Source organism: Novosphingobium sp. RL4 (assembly GCF_035658495.1).
GTDB lineage: Bacteria > Pseudomonadota > Alphaproteobacteria > Sphingomonadales > Sphingomonadaceae > Novosphingobium.
Window position 1 is genome coordinate 2,363,349 of the sequence record NZ_CP141944.1, and the last position, 19,654, is coordinate 2,383,002.

12 protein-coding genes are annotated in these 19,654 nt (G+C 63.3%); 6 read left to right on the forward strand and 6 right to left on the reverse strand.

Annotated elements, in window-relative coordinates; genetic code table 11:
- Window positions 1-18: 18 nt before the first annotated feature.
- Both U9J33_RS11465 and U9J33_RS11470 read right to left on the reverse strand, forming a co-directional pair.
- Window positions 19-1,638 (reverse strand): alkaline phosphatase D family protein, encoded by a 1,620-nt coding sequence (locus U9J33_RS11465; RefSeq protein WP_324695352.1) that lies wholly within the window; start codon window positions 1,636-1,638, stop codon window positions 19-21.
- 22 nt (window positions 1,639-1,660) lie between these two features.
- On the reverse strand, window positions 1,661-3,973 hold the full coding sequence (locus tag U9J33_RS11470) for a TonB-dependent receptor (RefSeq protein ID WP_324695354.1): 2,313 nt from the start codon (window positions 3,971-3,973) through the stop codon (window positions 1,661-1,663).
- 235 nt (window positions 3,974-4,208) lie between these two features.
- Here U9J33_RS11470 and U9J33_RS11475 point away from each other — a divergent pair, with 235 nt between their 5' ends.
- Window positions 4,209-4,697 (forward strand): GNAT family N-acetyltransferase, encoded by a 489-nt coding sequence (locus tag U9J33_RS11475; protein ID WP_324695357.1) that lies wholly within the window; start codon window positions 4,209-4,211, stop codon window positions 4,695-4,697.
- A 10-nt stretch (window positions 4,698-4,707) separates the two neighbouring features.
- On the opposite strand, the gene U9J33_RS11480 is transcribed toward U9J33_RS11475, so the two are convergent.
- Together U9J33_RS11480 and U9J33_RS11485 are read right to left on the reverse strand one after the other, a co-directional pair.
- Window positions 4,708-6,225: a S10 family serine carboxypeptidase-like protein gene (locus U9J33_RS11480; protein WP_324695359.1), complete on the reverse strand. Its 1,518-nt coding sequence runs from the start codon at window positions 6,223-6,225 to the stop codon at window positions 4,708-4,710.
- A 15-nt stretch (window positions 6,226-6,240) separates the two neighbouring features.
- Window positions 6,241-7,416: an aminotransferase class V-fold PLP-dependent enzyme gene (locus U9J33_RS11485; protein ID WP_324695361.1), complete on the reverse strand. Its 1,176-nt coding sequence runs from the start codon at window positions 7,414-7,416 to the stop codon at window positions 6,241-6,243.
- Window positions 7,417-7,679: 263 nt separating this feature from the next.
- Between U9J33_RS11485 and U9J33_RS11490 the strand changes: the two genes are divergently transcribed.
- The 5 genes from U9J33_RS11490 to U9J33_RS11510 all read left to right on the forward strand — a co-directional run bounded on the left by U9J33_RS11490 (window position 7,680) and on the right by U9J33_RS11510 (window position 16,396).
- Window positions 7,680-9,140, forward strand: a complete 1,461-nt coding sequence (locus U9J33_RS11490) for a S10 family serine carboxypeptidase-like protein (RefSeq protein WP_324695363.1) — start codon at window positions 7,680-7,682, stop codon at window positions 9,138-9,140.
- Between the two features lie 161 nt (window positions 9,141-9,301).
- Window positions 9,302-12,313: a TonB-dependent receptor domain-containing protein gene (locus tag U9J33_RS11495; protein WP_324695365.1), complete on the forward strand. Its 3,012-nt coding sequence runs from the start codon at window positions 9,302-9,304 to the stop codon at window positions 12,311-12,313.
- An 80-nt stretch (window positions 12,314-12,393) separates the two neighbouring features.
- Window positions 12,394-13,563 carry a pyridoxal phosphate-dependent aminotransferase gene (locus U9J33_RS11500; protein WP_324695367.1) on the forward strand — a complete coding sequence of 390 codons (1,170 nt, stop codon included), beginning with the start codon at window positions 12,394-12,396 and terminating at the stop codon, window positions 13,561-13,563.
- 299 nt (window positions 13,564-13,862) lie between these two features.
- Window positions 13,863-15,104: a S10 family serine carboxypeptidase-like protein gene (locus tag U9J33_RS11505; RefSeq protein ID WP_324695369.1), complete on the forward strand. Its 1,242-nt coding sequence runs from the start codon at window positions 13,863-13,865 to the stop codon at window positions 15,102-15,104.
- A complete protein-coding gene (locus U9J33_RS11510; RefSeq protein ID WP_324695371.1) occupies window positions 15,101-16,396 on the forward strand; it encodes an APC family permease in 1,296 nt (431 codons plus the stop codon). The genes U9J33_RS11505 and U9J33_RS11510 overlap by 4 nt, the downstream gene beginning before the upstream one ends.
- A gap of 61 nt (window positions 16,397-16,457) precedes the next feature.
- Here U9J33_RS11510 and U9J33_RS11515 read toward each other — a convergent pair whose 3' ends face one another.
- Together U9J33_RS11515 and U9J33_RS11520 are read right to left on the reverse strand one after the other, a co-directional pair.
- Window positions 16,458-18,548, reverse strand: a complete 2,091-nt coding sequence (locus U9J33_RS11515) for an amidohydrolase family protein (RefSeq protein WP_324695373.1) — start codon at window positions 18,546-18,548, stop codon at window positions 16,458-16,460.
- On the reverse strand, window positions 18,548-19,510 hold the full coding sequence (locus U9J33_RS11520; protein ID WP_324695376.1) for an ornithine cyclodeaminase family protein: 963 nt from the start codon (window positions 19,508-19,510) through the stop codon (window positions 18,548-18,550). Before U9J33_RS11520 ends, U9J33_RS11515 begins: the two co-directional genes overlap by 1 nt.
- Window positions 19,511-19,654: the final 144 nt, after the last annotated feature.

Here is a 19,654-nt window from a genome sequence, read left to right on the forward strand (position 1 = left end):
GACCGCCCGCCGATAACGTCATGCTTTCGCGAAGCGCCGCTCGTTCCAGTTTACCGAAAGTCCGGTACTGGTAGTACCTGCGGTGGAACGTCCGGCAATGGTGTTCATGAAATGCCACTGCCCATTCACCCTTTCAGGCGTCAGATCCAGCGAGACATAGCCCCGGCGGCTGGTGTCGGCGAATGCCAGCCCCGGATTTGCTCCCCGAAGCGCAGCGGCAAGGTCAGCGGGCGGCACGGAGGGCAAGTATGCCTCATAGCCGGGCGAGGTGACCGAATGCCCGGCATATTCCACACCGGCCGCGCGTCCGTCGAGCGAGAGTTCATTGCCCCAGGCATTGTGGCTGTCGCCAGAGAGCACGACGAGGTTGCAATCCGCCTCACGCGCAGCGCGCAGCAGGCGTTCACGTGCGGCAGGATAGCCGTCCCAAGAGTCCATGTTGAACGGCAGGCCGGCCTTCGATGCGGCGGCAATGGCCATGAGCGCTTGCCGCACTTTCGGGTCTGCCCCTGCCGGAACGAGATCCGCCATCTGCGGCGGGGCCTTGAGCGACCCCATCACCACCTGCTGCGCCAGAACCTGCCAGCGCGTGCCGGACCTCGCCGAGTCCGCCAGCCCCTTGTATAGCCACGCTTCCTGCCTGGCCCCCATGAGCGTGCGGTCGGCGGACATCCATGGGCCGTCGCGGAATTCTGCGAGAGCCTTGGCGATGTCGTTTTGTCCAGCCATGGCCGAACCGAAATCGAGTTGCTGCGTGCGCTCGCTTACGCGGGTTTCCGGGCGGAACAGAGTTGCCAGCGAACCTATCTGGAAACTGTCATAGAGCGCATCCGACACCGGCATCCATTCGCGATAGGCCTTCTCGGCCGCCGCACGGCGTATCGCCCATGGGCCTTCCTTGTCGCTCTGGTGGTTCTCTGCCCCGCCTTTCCAGGTGTCATTGGCGAATTCGTGGTCGTCCCACTGGGCAATCATTGGAAATCGCTGGTGAATCCGGCGCAGGTCGGGATCCAGGCGGTAGCTGGCGAAACGCAGGCGATAGTCGGCAAGCGTCACCGTTTCGTTATGCGGCTCGATCGCGCGACCCGCCATCGGGTGGTCGGGATAGTGGCCGTATTCGTACTCGTAGAAGTAGTCGCCGACATGAACGATCAGGTCGAGATCGTCGCGGGCGGCGGCGTGGGCATAGGCGTTGAACCAGCCGAACGGCATGTTCGAACAGGAGAAAAGCCCGATGCCGAAGCGTTCGACCTCACCCACCGGCAGGGTCCGGGTCCGGCCGACTTCGCTTTTGGTGCCGTCCGGCGCGATGAAGCGATAGAAGTACCATTGCCCCGGCGCGAGGCCGGAAACCACCAGCTTGGCGCAATTGTCGTGCGCGGGAGAAGCGACGACCTCGCCGCCTCCCGCCACTTTCCGGAAAGTGTCGTCCGCCGAAAGTTCGCAGCGCAGTTTCGTATCACCGCTGCCGACATAGCGGGTCCATAAGAGCACCGAGTTCGCCGCCGGCTCCCCGCTCGCCACGCCGTGCGTGAAGCCGCGCGCGGTGAGTATCTGCGCCACTCCCGGTGTGGAAAGGGCGGCGAGCCCGAAGGCGCCTGCCTGGAGCAGCAGGCGGCGGTCGAGTTGAAGCGTCATGTCTATTCCTCGGGCTGTTCGCTCAGTAGCGCGCGGTGATCTCGATGCCGTAAGTGCGCGGTTCGGCCGGGATAAACGTGGGGTAACCGAAGGAGCCCCCGGTATTGCCGGCATCGAGCAAGTACTTCTTGTCCGTTAGGTTACGGGCATAGCCGGCGATGCGGAACTTGCCCTCCATCAGCGAAACGCCGCCGCGCAGGTTGACCAGCGTGACCGGGCCCTGGCTGATCGCGTCCTTGTTGGGGATCTCGAAGTAGATCTTGCTGCGGTAGGTTACGCTTGGCGTCAGGAACAGGCTGGTGTTCCGGGTCAACGGCAAATTGAGATTGAAACCCGCCGCCCATTGCCATTTCGGCTGCAGACGGAACTGGTCCCCCGCATAGACACCGTTGGATTCCTTGTCGTCGATCCCACCGCTGATGAAACCAACATTGCCGAAGGCGCTCAGCCAGTCGGTGAAGCGAGCCTCGAGTTCGGCTTCGACGCCCAGGTTGGATGCCGACCCGGCGCTCTCGGTGCGTGCGACCCCGGTAGTGGCGTCAAGGACCGAGACCTGGAAATTGCTGTACTTGTCGTAGTAGACGCCCAGCGAGCCGGAAAACATGCCGACTGAGCCCTTGATGCCCGCCTCGTAGTTCCAGACCGTCTCCGACTTGATGAGATCGAGATCCGCAACCGGCCCCGCCGCTGCCGACAACTGGACGACCGGCGAACGGCGCCCCTCCGAAATCGTGGCGTAGAGATTGAGGCTCGGGGTCAGGTGATAGAGTGCGTTGAAGCGCGGCAGCACCGCCGCGTAGGACTTGCGGGCATAGAAGGTCTGTCCGTCCGTATCGACGAGCGGCAACAGCGGCTGACCGTAGACCGGCGCGTCAGGCTGATACGCGGAGTAGCCCGATCGCCGCTTCTCGATCAGCACGCGGGCACCTGCGGTCAGTTCAAGAGCGGGGGCCGGTTTCCAGCTCACGTCACCGAACATCGACCAGGACTGGTTGCGGCCCTCGTTCTTGTACCAGCTCGAATAGGGCACTGCTGAATAGGCCCCGCCGGTGAGCAGCCCGGTCGCAGAAGCGGCGGGAACGCTGTTGTCCGGCGCGACGCAGCCGAGCCCCGGAATGACGTTGGCGCTGCACTGGAGGTAGGTACCCAGTTCCGACGACATCGGCACATACTGGTAGCTGTCCTCGATGAAGTAGTTCCAGCCGAACGAGGCGCGCCACTGGTCGTCGCTGTAAGTGAAGCGGCCTTCGTGGCTCGCCTGCCAGCCCTTCGCGCGTTCCGCGAATTCAAGATACCAGGCAGCGGAACCGTCCGCATCGAACACTTCCAGCGCATCGAAGTGGCGGTAGCCGTTGACTGTGGTGAAATTCCAGCCATCCGCGAAGTCCCACGCCAGCGTGAGGTTGCCGTCGTAGACATCGCGATCGAGCCCGAGCTTGTCGGAGCCCAGCACTTCCGCCGAATAGGGCGAACCGCCGAGATAAGCGGCGTCGTAGAGGCCGTCCACCGAAGTCGATCCGAGATTTTTCGAAAGGAACGGGGTTCCCGAATTACGCTGGCGATCGTAAGTGAAAGTCAGGTCAGCGGTGAAATCGCTGGTCGGGGTGTAGCGCAGGGAGCCACGAAGGCCGAGCTGGTCCTGCGCGTAGAGATCGTCCTGCCCCGGGGCGAGGTTTTCGATATAGCCGTCACGCTTCTTCCATTGCCAGGCGATGCGTCCCGCCAGCACGTCGTTGCCAGCGTTGACGAAGCCCTCTACCCGGTAGGCATCCAGATTGCCGTAAGCGCCGGTCACTTCGGCAGAGACACCGGGCTGCGGCTTGGCCGAAACGAGACTGATCGCACCGATCGTGGCCGCCGTACCGAACAGCGTGGCCTGCGGGCCTTTCACCACTTCGATGCGGTCGAGATCGTAGAGGCCCTGATATGCGCCCCGCGACCGGGAGATGTCGACACCGTTGTAATAGAGCGTGACGCGGGGGCCCTGCTGCGCGGAACCGCTGTCGGAAGTGATGCCGCGAATGACGAAACCGGGGTTGTTCGCGCTCTGGACCTGTACATTGAGACCCGGAACGTAGTTCGAAAGTTCTCCGATATCGGTCACGCCCAGTTCGCGCATCCGCTCACCCGTCTGCACGCTGAGCGTGATCGGCACGTCCACGGCGCGCTGCTCGATCTTTTGCGAAGTGACGATGATCGAGTTGGCGCTTTCATCCCCGGCGTTCCCGCCGGTCGCTTCCGCGCCGGCCTCGGCTTCCGCCGCGAAGACCGCCGAAGGCATTCCGGCAAACGCCGTTCCGACAAGAAGAGCTGCCGAGCAAGTAACGAATTTCATTGCCGTTTCCCCTGGACCCGATTGGGTGATGGGACGGCGGGTTACGCCTCGCAGATTAAGTTTCCATGGCATTCCAATGACGGTTTAAGTCAGTGGATGAAGGCAAATGGCAATCGGTTGCAGCGTATCTGGGTATCGTCTGACCGCCTTGGATCGGCGAAAGCCCGTGGTTGCCACCGGTGGTGGTGTTCTGGCTTACGGTTCCCCACAGACGTGAACCAAGGGAAACGCGAAGATGCGCTGGCGCGAGATGCGGGAAGACGATGTGGCTGGTGTTGCCACAGTGGCGGATGCGGTTCATCTCGATTACCCGGAGAATCCGGAGGTCTTCGCCGCCTGCCTCCGCCATTATCCTTCCGGCTGCCGCGTACTGGAAGACGATGACGGGCAGGTCGCCGGCTACCTCGTATCGCATCCCGGCAGGCAGGATCATCCGCCCGTTCTCGACACGCCGATGGAAGCCCTGGCTGAACCTTTCGACTGCTACTTCCTTCACGACCTCGCCCTCGGCGCGGCTACGCGCGGGCGAGGGTTCGCAGGTGAAGCCGTGGGGATTGCGCTCGGCGAAGCAAAGGCGCTGGGCCTTGACCGGGGGGTACTGATCGCCGTCGGGGATGCTCACAGCTTCTGGAAGAGACAGGGCTTCGAGTTGCTCGGCGACGGGCTCCTCGATCCGGCCAAGGGATATGGTCCCGAGGCACGGATGCTTGTGCGCCGATTCTGAAGAACTGCTTCTAAAGCGTCTTTGCCCAAGCCCGCATGTCAGTTGCAAAGCGCGTCAGTTCCCCCTCGTCCTCGAATACCGAATGCCCCGCAGCATAAGTCTTCGAAGTACGGTGCTCCGGTCCGATCCCGGCATGGTCGAGCGCAAACTGTCCGGCGGCGACAGGCGTGGTGATGTCGTAGTAGCCGCCCACCGTCATCAGCTTCATTCCTGGCTTGTCCGCCAGTGCCTTGGCGAGGAACGGTGCGAAACGGACGGTGCGATAGACTTCTTCGCGACCCCAGTCCCACTTGAAATTGATCCCGAGATTGAGCGTGCGATAGGCGCTCGGCAACGCATAGCCGAGATCCTTGCCGATATAGTCGGCGATCAGGTGCCCGGTTTCCGCGCCCAGCGTCATCGAGGGATCATCGAAAGGCGGGTGCATGTTCGATTCCGCCACGGCGCGGGTTACGCGGCCGTCAAGCTGTCCAGTGCGCAGCCCCTTCGCGGAGAGGAGGCCCAGCATGAAGCCCTGGCGATCGAGTTGCAGCCCGTCCTTCTCAAGCGTGGCGGCAGGCAGCCCGATGAGCGCCGATATGCGTGCGGCTACCTTTGCCCGTTCGGCCTCGGGAAGCGAGGCTCCTGCGATCAGCGCGCGGGCGTAATCGTTCTCGGCAAAGGCGCGGGCTGCGGCGAAATGCTGCTCCACGGTCGTGCCCTTGCGGTCGATGGCCTGATGATACCAGGCGACAGCGGCCAGGGTCGGCAACAGGGACACGTCGGAGATCACCGGCCCGTCGTTGTCGCCAAGCGAAAGGGAAAACAGCGCCACGCCGTCGGGCAGCGGCAGCTTCGCCTTGCTCTCGGCATCGAGCATCGCCAGCGCGCGGGCGGTACCATAGCTCTCGCCTACAAGCGCGAAGGGAGATTCGGTGCGGCCATTGGCCTGCCGCCAGGTCTGCACCACCTGGGCCACGGCTGCCGCATCACCGGAAACCGAGAACAGGCTCGTCGCATCCGCGCCCTTGACCGGCATCGACGCGCCTGTGCCCGGCGGATCGATGAAGACGAGGTCTGCTACGTCCAGCAGGCTGTGCGGGTTGTTCTCCATATGCGCGCCCTCACCCTTGCCGACGATGCGACGCGGGCCGAATGCATTCATGTGCAGCGGAGAGGACGAGGCTCCCGGTCCGCCGTTGAACACGAACAGCACTGGCCGCCTCGCGCTGCCTGCATCGCGCGCAACGTAAGCGTAAGTGACGACAACCGCCGCAGCCTCCCCCTTGGCATTCTGCACCGGCGTTTCGCTTACGATGGCGTCATAGGCCAGCTTCCTGCCGCCAAACTCGCCCTTGTGCCGGGTTACGACCACTTTGCGGCTGACGGCGGCACGCTCCACCATCGGCTCCATCGCTTTGAGGAACACCGGCGGCATCGGCAGGCTCTCGTCCTGTGCCAGAAGCGGCGTGGCGGGGAGCAACGTCGCCAGGACGGGAGCAAGGGCAAGCAGGCTGGAACGCATGAAAACGGTCTTCTTGGCGGACATTGCGTCTGGTTCCGATCAGGAGGAAATTGGCAGGGCGTCGATCAGGTGCTCGATGTCGTCCATCGAGTTGAACCACGAAGGACAGATACGGAAACGGTTGCGACTGAGCGTGATTGCAACGCCCGCGCGGGAAAGCGGCTCGGACAACCTCTTGTAGGCATCGGGCAAGACACAAGTGAGCAGCGAGCTTCGACAATTGGCGGGCGTTACCACGTCATAGCCCTTTGAGGGCAGCGCCTCATGCAGACGGCGGAGCATCGGCTGGCGATGCACCATGATGTTGTCGATCCCGAGTTCGAGCAGCCTCGTCAGCGACCAGTCGAGTTGCGCCATCACCGCATGGGAATGCGTGCCCATCGCGAACATGCCTTCGGCATCGGGCCGCGGGGTCATGTCGGCAATGCTCTGGCCTGCCTCGTCGAACGGGTAGACGTGCGGCTTGAAGCTATCGAGCTGATAGTAACCGAACCGCTTGCGTTTGAGCCGTGCCAGACGATCGGGCCGGACGTAAAGGAAACCTAGCCCAAAGTCGCCCATCAGCCACTTGTAGCTGGCCGTCGCCGCGAAATCGACGCCGCTTGCCTTCACGTCGATCGGCACGGTTCCGGCGGCATGAATGATATCGGCATAGACCAGCGCTCCGCGAGCATGAGCGATTTCGCAGATGCGCTTGAGGTCGTGCTCGAAGCCGTTGTAGGTCGAAACCAGTGAGAGACTGACAAGCCGTGTGTCCGGGCCGATCGCCTTTTCGTAGGCATCCGGGTCTATGCGTCCGTCTTTCGGCCGTATCCAGCGCACGTCAACGCCTTGCTTTGCAAGCTGATCGTAGAGCCAGAACGAACCGAAGAAATGGAGCGTATCGGTAACGACGCTGCCCTTCGCCGCCGGAAGATCGAGCGCCTCGACGATCGACTGTTCGCCTGCAGTCGTGCTCTGGACGAAAGCCAGATCTTCCGGCGCGGCATTGATGAGGCGCGCGAAAGCAGCCTTGATCCGAACCTCCGTATCGTGGCTGGACCATTCCCGCATTTCGGCACGGGACTGGAGATAGGCATCGACCGAAGCCTTCGCGGGCAAGGGCACCGGATGCATCGTGCCGGAATCGAGATAGACCCTTGGCATAGCCGCAAAGTCGCCGGGGCGAGCAAGCGATACCCCCTTTACGGAAGCGGCCAGAGCTTCGCCTGCCATCGCCGGAGCCAGCGGCAGAAGCGTTGAAGCCCGCAGGATATTTCTGCGAGAGAGGCGCGGCGAAGGGGGCGAATCGGTTCGCTGGATCATTTACGCATCCTATGCAAAGGCTGGCGCATAAGAATTGCGCATTTCAAAGCTTCAGCCGCTCTCATGTCCCCGGTGGATGAGGGCGTCACAGCGGCGGAAATCCATTTCGCGCATAATCTTGCCTGGGCAACTGGGCTAGGCTCTCACCGTTGTCGAACCAAAAAGGCCCGTCCATGCCGTCAAAGTCCGCTCGCCTGCTGGCTTCATCACTGTCTTTCCTTGCGCTTGTCGCTTGCCAATCGATCGGCACCGCGGAGAGGCAGGCCGGCAGCCTCCCTGGCGACCTCTGCGGAAAGGGCATTGTCGGTGCGGCTTCCAAGCTTGGCGGTCTGGACTACACGACATGTGCCGGAACGATCGAGATCGACGATGCGAATGGCGTCAAGGCGGCGGACCTGTTCTACACCGCCTACTTCGCGAAAGCCGCTTCCCCCCAAAAGCCGCGCCCCATTGTTTTCATCTGGAACGGCGGTCCGGGCGCGGATTCCCGCCTGCTCCAGTTTCATGCCCTTGGACCGCGCACGCTCCAAGGCGACGTTCTGGGCGATAATCCGGCAAGCCCCCTCCCCGTCGCCGACCTCGTGTTCCTCGACCCTGCCGGAACCGGCTTCAGTCGCGCCGTTTCGGAAGGAGCGGCCAGGCAGCTCTATTCGACGAACGGCGATCTTGCCGCCACCGCTCAGTTCATCCAGCGCTTCCTGAAGTCCCACGAGCGTGAGGGCGCACCCGTCTACCTCGTTGGCGAAAGCTTTGGCACATGGCGCGCCGCGGGCGTGGCGGAGGCGCTGATCGACCGTGGACAACCGGTCGCGGGGATCGCGCTCGTATCCGGCGGCATTCCGATGGGCGAGGAACGCGACCGCGCCCTGATGCGTGCGCTTACCCTTCCCAACCGCACTGCGACGGCTCTGGCGCTCGGCAAACTCGATGCCGCGCTCACAGCCGATCGCGCCAGAACCCTCGCCGATGCGGAAACATGGGCGCGCACGGTCTGGTATCCCGCGCTGGCCCACCCGGATAGGCTGGACGACACTTCCCGTACCAACGTCGTCGCCGGACTGTCGCGCTTCATGGGCCTCGCACCTTCGATGATAGATCCCAAGACGCTGTGGGTTTCGCCCAGAGAGTTCCGAACCAAACTCCTGGGCGCGGAAGGCAAAACCCTGGGCGTATTCGATATGCGGCAGACGGCACCGGCATCCGACGAAAAAGCAGGAAGCGCCGCAATCATCGCATTCTATCGGGAGGTTTTGAACTATCGCGCCGGTCAATATGCCGGGATCGATATCCCAGAACTCCCCGTTGGCAACGACTGGCAGTATGACCAGTCACCCATCACCAAGGAATCGCTGGCCCGCGCCATGGCGGGCGAAGGTCCGCCCAGTGCCTCCCAGCCCTGGGTGCTTCGCGCTCTGGAAAAGGCACCGACGATGAGGGTGTTCGTCGCGACAGGCCTTTACGATTCACTCAATGGCTGCGCAGCCAACGGCCAGGCCGCTCGCGATTTTCCCGATCCTCTCGCGCAACGGATCGAGGCACACTGCTACGGCGGTGGCCACATGATGTACGAGGAAGCTTCGGAAGCCCCTCAATTTGCAAAAGACCTATCCAGCTTCTTTAGCAAGTCGCATTGATCGGCGATATCGGGTTAGAAAATTCACACCTTCACCATTTGAGGTAATTTTAATTTAATCGCAGTTCACACCGCCCCTCACTTCGCAAAACCCTCGCTTGCTGCATGCGCTAGGTTCTCCTCAGGGAAAGAACACGCAGACAGAACATGAGGGGTAGTTCGATGATCCAGTCACGCATCGAGAGGGCGGGCTTTGCCGCGCTCATGGTTTCCACCGCAGCGGCCGCGCTGCTGGCCGGCGCACCGGCGCAGGCGCAGGATCTGGCGCCCAGCGCCGACGACAGCGTACCTGCTGCGGACATCGTCGTTACCGGCTCGCGCATTCGCCGCGACGCTGCCGACGAGACCGCGCCGCTCAATATCGTGGACAGCCAGACCATCTCGGATCGCGGCTACATCAGCGCTTCCGACGCGCTCAACCAGCTCACGTCCAACAGTCCGATGCTCAGCCAAGCAGATGGCAGCGGCGAAGGCAGCGGGTCGGGGCAGCAGTTCCCCAATCTCTTCGGCCTTGGCGCTGGTCGCACGCTCACCCTGCTGAACGGCCGCCGAATGGTGACCAGTTCCTCTGGTCTTGGCGACGCGCAGGTCGATGCCAACATCATCCCGCTCGGCCTGCTCGACCGCGTCGAAGTGGTTCAGGGTGGTGGTGCTGCCGTCTACGGTTCGGATGCCATCGCGGGCGTGGTCAACTATGTGCTCAAGGACAGGTTCGAGGGCCTCGAACTCGATGCGCAGAACGGCATCTCCTCGCGCGGCGATTATCATACCTACAGCCTTCGCGGCACCGCGGGTAAGAACTTCGCGGACGGACGCGGCAATATCGCGATCGACGTGAACTACGCCAGGACCCCCACGCTGATGTTCGCGGACCGGCCGCTTTCGGCACTGGGCCGCCTCACGGTCAGCAACCCCGCCGACCAGTCCGCAACCGACGGGATTCCGGCGGTGAAGGAACTGCTCGATGCGCACTTCTGGGAGTTCAACTCCAACGGCGTCCTGTTCAACGCGCCCGCGCCGTTCACCCGCTTCCTCACCCAGTCGAACGGTACGCCGCTCCAGTTCGACTCCAGCGGCAATGTCGTTTCCTACGATCCGGGAACCGATGTTGGTATCCCGTTCTCCAGCGGCGGCCAGGGCTTCTCCTACCGCGACCTTGCGGGGCTGCGAACCGGCGTCGAGCGCTTCACGGGCAACCTGATCGCGCATTACGACCTGACCGATGCGATCACCCTGCGCACCGAACTGCTCTATGCCCATACCGCCGGAACCGAGATCCCGCAGGGCCAGAGCCGCACGATCCTGAACTACGGTACTTACGCCGGTCCGGTGATCTTCACGATCAATAACCCCTATCTCACCGATCAGGCGAAAAGCGTGCTTTCGTCAGCGAACCCCGGGTTCGCCGCCGGTGCTCCGCTGTTCCTGTCGAAGTACTTCTACGATCTGACCCCGGACAACCTGCAAAGCTACAAGACCGACACCTACCGCGGCCTGCTCGCCGTTGACGGAGAGTTCTCGGCCGGAAGCCGCAACTTCTACTGGACGGTCTCGGGAAGCTATGCCCGCGTCGATGGTTCGCAGCGCCGCTGGGAAGTCGACAATGCCAAGTACAGCAACGCGATCAATGCCGTGCTTTCGGGCGGCCAGATCGTCTGCGGCATCAATGCCGACGCCGATCCCGCCAACAATGACGCCTCGTGCGCCCCCATCAATCCGTTCGGCAACGGCAACGTCTCCAGCGCCGCGCAGCAGTATGTGAGCGTCCGCGCCGGCCTGGACTATCGTAACGAGCAGACCGACTTCCTCGCCACGCTTGGCGGCGACGTAATCCAGCTTCCCGGCGGCACCGCCAAGTTCAGCCTGGCATACGAGCACCGCGATGAGCAGGTGTCCTACACCCCGCTCGCAGCGAACCAGCAGGGCCTGTTCGGCGGCGGCACCATGGAAGTCGCCCAGTCTGCCGGCTACAACACGGACGAACTTTCGGCAGAACTGCTGATCCCGCTGATCGACAGCGCGATGAACGTACCGATCGTGCGCATGCTCGAAGCAAGCGCGGCGGGCCGCCTCGTCGACAATTCGATCGCCGGCAAGGAGCAGGTCTGGGATCTCGGACTTCGCTGGCAGCCGCTCGACGGGATTACCCTGCGCGTAAGCCGCAGCCGTAACTTCCGCGCGCCCACGCTTGCGATGAAGTTCTCGCCGACGACTACCTCGCTCGGTTCGGTGGGCTACGATCCCTGCGATGCCGACCGCATCAACAGCGGTTCGAACCCTTCGGTTCGTTATGCCAACTGTCTGGCGGCCTTCACCGCCAATCCGAACTACGGCGTGGAAGCAGATGGCACCAATGCAGGAAAGAGCGCGGCCGAGCGTCTCGCGGCGTTCCAGGACCCCGCCGAGAACTTCGAGCGCGCGACCATCACCAGCGGCGGCAACGCAAACCTGCGCAACGAGATCTCCGACACCTTCACGTACGGCGTGGTCCTCCAGCCCCGGTTCATTCCGGGCCTGACCATCAGCGCAGATCGCATCGAGATCGACCTCAAGGACGGCCTCTCGGCCTTCACCACCGAGGACTTCACGGCGGCCTGCTATGATAATACCAACCCTGATCCCGCCGTCTGCAATGCCTTCACCCGCATTGCCTCTTCGGACGGCGTGAGCCCGGGCGGCACGATACTCGCCGGCACGACGACCACCTTCAACGCAGGTGTCGTGAAGTACCGCGGCGAAGTCTACGCCGTCGACTACACCTTCGAACCCGGGAACATCGGCGCATTCCACCTCGGCGTGAACGCGACGCACAACACGCTCCTGACCACTTCGGTCACTGGCGAGAACTACGTCCGCACCGACAACACCTATGAAAAGCCGACCTGGGAAGGCCGTTTCAATCTGGATTGGACCAAGGGTCCGGTCCGGCTGAGCTACCAGGCCTATTACCTCGACAAGACCAAGGCCGCTTACGACGCGACCATCGAGACCACGCCCAACCCGCTGCTCGACAGCAACCTCACGCACTCGATCTCGATGCAGTTCGATACAGGCCGCATGATACTGCGCGCCGGCATCGACAACTTCACCGACGAGGCGCCTTCCTATCCGCAGATCGCCTATGGCGACATCCTCGGCCGCCGCTTCTGGGTCGGCGCCAAGCTGAAGATGTGACGGATTCTGGCGGCGCCGGGACCATTCCCCCCGGCGCCGCCTCCATCCACAATCCAGCTCTATCCGGCAGATTCGAGAACATGGCTTCCAGCCCAGACGACCAGACTTCGAAGTCCTACGCCCAATGGGTGAGGCGCTCGATCATCCGGAACAGCAATTCCCGCAGCCTTCTCGTCAGCCTGTTCGAAAGTTCGGTACCCGAGCCCAAGGACCTGCTGCGCGAAGTGCTTCTCGAAGGTTTCGAGAATGGCATAAGCTCCCGCTATGCCAGTACTTTCGTGAAGGGGAACCCCTTCCTCGTCGCCGCGCTGGCGCGCGATTACGGTGTGCGTGAGGAACAGGTCCTGACCACCACCGGCGCAACCGGCGCACTTTCGCTGATCTACCGCGCCCTGCTCAAGGCAGGTGATCGCATCCTTATCGAGAACCCCAGCTTCGAGCTGTTCGGCAGTCTTGCGCAGTCCGTCGGCATCGCCGTCGATACGTTCGAGCGCCCCGCTCCCTACTTCACGATCGATCCCGCCGAAGTCGAGGCACGCATCCGGCCCGAAACACGGATGATCGTCCTTTCGAACCTGCACAATCCGTCCGGAATGCCGGTCTCGGATGATACCATGCGTGCGCTCTGCGCCGTGGCGGATCGGCATGATGTGGTGCTGGTTGTGGACGAGGTCTATGCGCCCTATGCCGGGGACCGGTTGAAGCCTGCCGCCTCACTTGGCGCTTCGCCGCGCGTGCTTTCGGTCAACAGCCTGACCAAGATCTTCGGTCTCAGTACCCTGCGCTGCGGATGGATCGTCGGCGATGAAAGCCTGGTGGCGCCGGTTCGCGAACTGGCGCGAGAGGTGGAGTTCGCCATCTCGAACCTTGCGCACGCGGTTGCCGCGCTGGTTGTCGAAAATCCGGCGCGCTTTCAGGAGAACACCTTCTCGGTTATCGCAAAAGCCAGGCCGATCATAGAATCCTATCACGCCTACTGGACCGCTGAAGGACTGGTGGAAGGGACATTGCCCGAAAGCGGCTGCATCGCCTTCCCCCGCCTCGTCGGGATCGGAGATACCGAGCATTTCTCCGGCTGGCTTTCCGATCGCTGCGGAGTACTGGTGGCTCCGGGGGAATACTTCGGCGCGCCCGGACATATCCGCCTCGGTTTCGCAATGGAGCCGTCGCGCCTCGATTATGGCCTTCAGGCTCTGACCGACGGCCTCCTGACCTACCGGGAAACCCATAGACTTCTGGAATTGCCATGATCCTGACGCCGCAGCAGCCCTTCGGTCGCAAAAAGAAGTCTCCGCGTCGCCTTTCGGCGTTGACGGGGATCGCGCTTGTCGCGGCGTCTGCCGGACCCATTCCGACGCAAGCGGCCGAGCCGCCGGCCGAGAGGGTCCTCATCGATGCGCGGGTTTCGAAACCCGATCCCGCGCATCCTGTCCGCGCCGAGCTGAGGCTAGTCCCTGTCTCAGCCGGCGCGGACAGTTCACCCGCAACTGCGGGCTACATTTCCTATTCCCGCCCTCAGACCGGCAGGAATGCAAAGACCGAACGGCCGGTGATCTTCGCCTTCAACGGTGGACCCGGCGCTTCGGCCGCCTATCTCCACATGGGCCTGCTCGGCCCCGTGCTCGCGCATGTTCCGCAAGACCCTGCCGATACGAACGCCGGCGCCGGCGACACCCTGCCCGGCCCGTCAAAACTCTATGACGTGGCTGACGTGGTCTTCATCGACCCACCCGGTACCGGATTTTCGGAGCGCCCCGCCGGTGCGGCAGGCGCGCCCTACAGCACGGTTGAGGGCGATGCGAATGCGGCGGCGGACGTCGTGCGCCAATGGCTCACCAGCCAAGGGCGGCAGAACTCACCGTTCTATATCCTCGGCGAAAGCTACGGCACGATCCGCGCGGTTGCGATGCTCGATGCGCTGGACCGGCAGGACCTGGCTGCGAACGTGCGCGGCGTCGTCCTGCTGGGGCAGGCGCTCAACATGATCGAGACCTCGCAGCGCCCCGACAATGTGGTGACTTACGCGGTGTCGCTGCCAACGCTGGCCGCCATCGCCTGCTACCACGGCATGGTGAAAGCGCCCTGCACGGCGGCAGGCGTGACCGACGCGGCGGCAAGCTTCGCCCGCGAGGACTACCTCCCCGCCCTCTATCGCGGCCGCGACCTGCCGCAGGCCGATCGTGAGAGGCTTGCCGCGCGGCTCGCCGAACTAACTGGCATCCCGGCGGCGTTCTACCTCGCAAACGACCTGCGCATTTCCAAGGAACGCTTCCGCGTCGAACTACTGCGCGCGAAAGGCAAGGTCATGGGTCGTTACGATGCCCGCTATCTCGCAGATCGTCCCGGAAACGTGACAACGATGATGCCGGGCGATCCCTCATCGTCGATCTCGGACATTTTCGGCAAGGCGATGACCGTCTATCTGGGCGACACGCTCAAAGTCCCCGGCGCCGATACATACAAGGTGATCGCCCGCTTCGAAGGCGGATGGAGCTACGGCGCAGAGGATTCACCTTTCGCCGACTGGCCGTTCATGTCCGTGGTCGAGCGCCACGCGGCAACCAACGCTTGCCTGCGGCTTTTCGTCGGCACCGGGATCTACGATACCACCACGACCATCGGCGCGGCCGATTACCTCTTCGCACAATCCAGCCTGCCGAAGACGCGCTATCGCAACGAGCGTTATGTCGGCGGCCATGTATTCTATTCCGACGATGGCAGCCGCGCGCGGTTCCAGTCGGATCTCGTCGATTTCATCAATGCGGATAGCTGCCGGGGGGCGCAAAAGTGAGTGAAGCTGAACATGCCCTGCGCAAGGGCATAGGCCTGTGGGGCGTGGTCTCACTGGGGCTTGGCACGGCAGTCGGTGTTTCGATCTTCTCGGCCGTCTCCCCCGCCACCGCTCTCGCCGGACCGGGAATGTTGCTATCGGTGGTGATCGCGGCGTTGCCGATGTACCTCATCGCCGTCAGCTATGCCTACCTGGGCTCTGCCGATCCGGTTTCCGGCGCAAGCTTCGTCTGGCCCTCACGCTATCTTCATCCGACACTCGGGTTCTTCATCGCCTGGATGCGGATCATCGCCAACATGGGGGCAATGGTCGTGCTGGCGCTGGTGCTGGTCCGATACGTCTCGATGCTCGTGCCGCTACCGGTCAAGCCGACAATGTTCGCGGTACTGGTACTGGCGTTGCTCGCCAATCTGGTCGGCGTCCATGTCGCCACCCGCGCGCAAACTGTTATGGTCGGCGGGCTGATCCTGTTGTTCGGCCTGTTCGTGATCTGGGGCGGCATCACCGTGTCCGAGCCGGCCCGGCTCGAACCGTTCCTTCCCCATGGCCTGCACGGCGCCTTTGCCGCCGCGCCTCTTCTCATGGGTCTGTTCTTCGGGATCGAGGCAGCGACGGAAGCGGGCGGCGAAGTGGCCAACAGCCGCCGCAACATCCCGATCGGGATCGCGGTCGCCATTGGTTCGGCCACGGTTCTCTACGTAGCCGTGGCCTTCGTAGCGCTGACCGTGCTCGGCCCCGCCACGCTGGCCGGCAGCGAAGCGCCGATCCTCGAAACCGCCAGTCGCTTCATGGGACCGCTCGCCGTGCCGGCGATCGTGCTGGCCGCCATCGCCGCGATCGGTACCAGCCTCAATTCCATCTTCACGATGTTCAGCCGCAGCCTTTTCGCGATGGCCGAAGCGGGAGTTCTGCCCCGGGCGATCGCCAGCGTCCATCCCCGCTCGCACGTGCCGCACGTGGCACTGTTCACCGTCTTCGGAATCGGCTGTGCCGGCCTGCTGATGCCGATGGAACTGACCTTCCTGTTCCTCGCGGTCAACATCCCCAATCTGGTGAAATATGGCAGCATCTGCCTGTCCGCCGCACGAGTGGCGAGGAGCTATCCCGAACTGCACAGCGGCGCCGGGTTCCGTCCGGCACGCGGCGTGATGATGACACTGGGCTGCGCCGGTACGGTCTGCGCGCTTGCCCTCATCGTGATCGGCCTCGAAGCGGATTGGCGGCCCTATGTCCTTCTGCTGGGCTGGGGCTTCCTGGGCGCGGTATGGTACTTCGCCCGTCGGCGCAGCTAGAAGCTCAAAAACCGGTTCACGAGAAAAGAGGCAGGTGGCGACGCCCCCTGCCTCTTTTCGTTCAAAACGCGAAGTCCTCGTGCGCCTCCGCTCCCGATCCGCCCATCAGCGCGACGGGCTTCGCGGCTGCTGCCGGTGCAACGACCTTGGGCGGCTCCGCAAAAGGCTTCACGCCAACCTCGCCCCAGATTTCCGACGGGAAGTACACCGTCCCCCCCTTCACGACCATGGCCATGCGGTGGATCGCCGAGATATCCTCCAGCGGGTTTCCGTCAAGCAACACGAAGTCGGCATACTTGCCCTTTTCGACCGAGCCATAGGACTGGTCGCGATGCATGTACTGTTCCGGTCCAAGCGTGCCGATCTTCAACACATCGGCCACGGGAAGCCCAGCCTCCGCGTAGATTTGCAACTCGCGGTGGACCGACAGGCCCGTGGCATCGTCGGTCCCCGGCAGGAGCGTGATGCCGCGCCTGTGCATGTCGCGCAGCAGCGCCTTGATCGTCACGAAGGCGCCGTCGTAACCGGCGGCATCCTCGGGCGTCTTGATCGGGGCAATGCCCTGGCGGCGATTGCGCTGCACGCCAACCGGCAGATGGTCGAAATAGCCCGCGACGGCCGGACTGATCTTGCCGTCCCGGCTCATCATCAGCAGTTCGAGCGTCACCGCCGTAGGATCGAGCGCGATGTGCTTCGCCTCCATCGTGTCGAGCGTCGAAGCGACGCGCGGCGAGGTGATGTCCAGCCCTGCCGTCCGCCGCATGGCGGTGAGCCGCAGCGGCGTGCGGGTATCTTCCTTGGGATCGAGCACCCAGCCCAGCATGAGCTGGTTGATGTGCGTCACTTCGTCATAACCCGCCGCGATCATCGCATCGGCATTCGTAAAGGCCGGGATATGCCCGGTTACCCCCATGCCGAGCCGCCTGGCTTCACTGACCACGCTGGGCACCCATTCGGGATTGAAGCTGTTATAGATCTTCACCTGCCAGTAGCCGCGCGCACCGTACCAGCGCACCGCGTCGAGCGCCTCGGCCTCGCTACCGGCGATGAAGCCGTTGCGCGAACTGTAGGGGCTTCGCCCTTCGAGGAAGCCATTGCGCACGATGCGTGGCCCCGCCACTTCGCCCGCATCGATGCGGCGCGTCAGGTCGATTAGGAAGGCGTTCTCGTTGCCCATGTCGCGCACGCTGGTCACGCCCGAGGCGATGTACAGCAATGCCGATTGGAGCGAGACGTGAGCATGCATGTCATGCAGCCCGGGGATGACCACTCTTCCCGCACCTTCGACCGTGGCCTCGCCGGGCGAGGCAGGGCTGTCGAGCGGTTCGACCGAGGCGATCCTGTCTCCGAACACGACTATCGAAACCGGATCGCCCAGCTTGCCGCTGGCCGGATCGAAGACTCGGACGTCACGGATGCGGATCGGCGCGTCGTAGTTATGCGCGACCTTTTTCTGGATCGCGGCGAAACGGGCAGCCGAACGCTCTGCCGCGATTTTCGCCAGTTCGCCGGCATAAGGCGCAAGACTTTCGCGGACGGTGGCATTGGTCGGCGAATAGGCCGCCACCAGAGCGCCCTTGTCATCGAGCAGGATGGCGCTCGGCGTAAGACCGATACCTTTGACGAGGAAGGCGCGATAGGCAATGGCGCCCAGCGAGACCGGCGCTTCCTCTTCCAGCGAAAGCGTGCCGCCGGGGGCTGCCGGCAAGGCATGATCGCTATCGGCCAGCAATGCGCGGGCATAGATGCCCAGTGAGAACGGGCTTCCTTCCTGCGCGACATAGAGCGTGGGTGACCTGGCCTGCATGGCGCCCTTGCCGGTCGTATCGACCCAGGAGAGGCGCTTGCCTCTGGCAGTGAACTGCTCGTCCACCTTGTTGCCGAACGTCGAGGTACCCTGAAGGGTCCAACTCGTGGGCAGCCCTTTGTCGTCGAGCACGATCGTCTCGTGCATGGTCGGGCCTCGGCCATTGCTCTTGACGTCATGGTCGATCGAGACGGTATTGCCCTGAACGTCCGCATAAACGTGGCCGACGTTCTCGCCGTTGTCGATCACCGCGAAGCGCTCGGCCTCGGCGTGAAGGGCAGTGGCCGAAAGCGCGATCGTGGAACAGGCGAGCAAGCGCAAGGCCGCAGTTCGTTTGAGGTGCATCAGTTCGAATTCCGGCTTGCGTGAAAGATATGGGCAGCGGATGCAAGATCCTGCACCGCATGGCCGAGCGACTTGTAAACGGTGATTTCGTCGGCACTGCGCCGACCGGGGGCGCGCCCAAGCAGCACTTCACCGATTTCGGCAACGATGTGATCGTCACTCACGACGCCCTCCGCCCTGGCCACCAGGAATTCCGCTGCCGCATCGAGCGCGGAGGCCTTGCTGTCGGCGATGAAGCGGGCGGCCAGAACCAGATCATTGTCGACCTCGACCGGGCCCGGGCCGCTTGATCCCACGATATTGACATGCGTTCCTGCGCGCACCCATTCGCCGAGCAGGATCGGCTGCCGGGCGCCGGTCAGCGTGCAGATCACATCTGCTTCGGCCGCTGCGGTCCTGGCATCGAAAGCCACTTCCACCGGCAGGCGCCCGCTCCAGGCATCGACGACGGCCTGCGCTTTCGCGGCATCGCGGCCCCAGATGAGAATGCGTTCGAAACGACGCACCAGCGGCAGCGCCTCAAGGTGGGAATGGACCTGACCGCCGGTGCCCATCAGCAACAGCACTTTCGCATCCTCACGCGCCAACGCGTCCGTGCCGACGGCCGTTGCTGCAGCGGTGCGGATATGCGTGATCTCCTCGGCATCGGCGACGCAGACCGGGCGCCCCTCCACCGGCTCGAACAGGGTCACGACGCCGCGATGGCGGCGTACGCCGGGGTTGTCCGGCTCGGCGAAGACGCTGATGAGCTTTGCCCCGAACATGCCCTGATCGGAGAGCGCCCCGGGCATCAGGCCGAAAGTCCGGCCCTCTCCCATGTGGATCATCGTTCGCAGCAACTGGCGCGTCTCACCGCGCGAAAGCGCTTTCATCGCTTCCCGCACGACTTCGATGCAAGAAGGGTAGCCGAGCAGGGCGCGCACGTCCTCTGCATCGAAGATCGACAGTTCGCTCCGTTTCATATCCCTGATCCGTCCCTGTTGCCGGCTATCGGCTCCTCAAGCATCACTGATAGCGCGCTGTGGCGAAATATCTCGACCTTTGTTGCGCTCATGCGCAATTGCGTGGCATGTTCAAACCAACAAACCAGAACAGGGAGCATAATC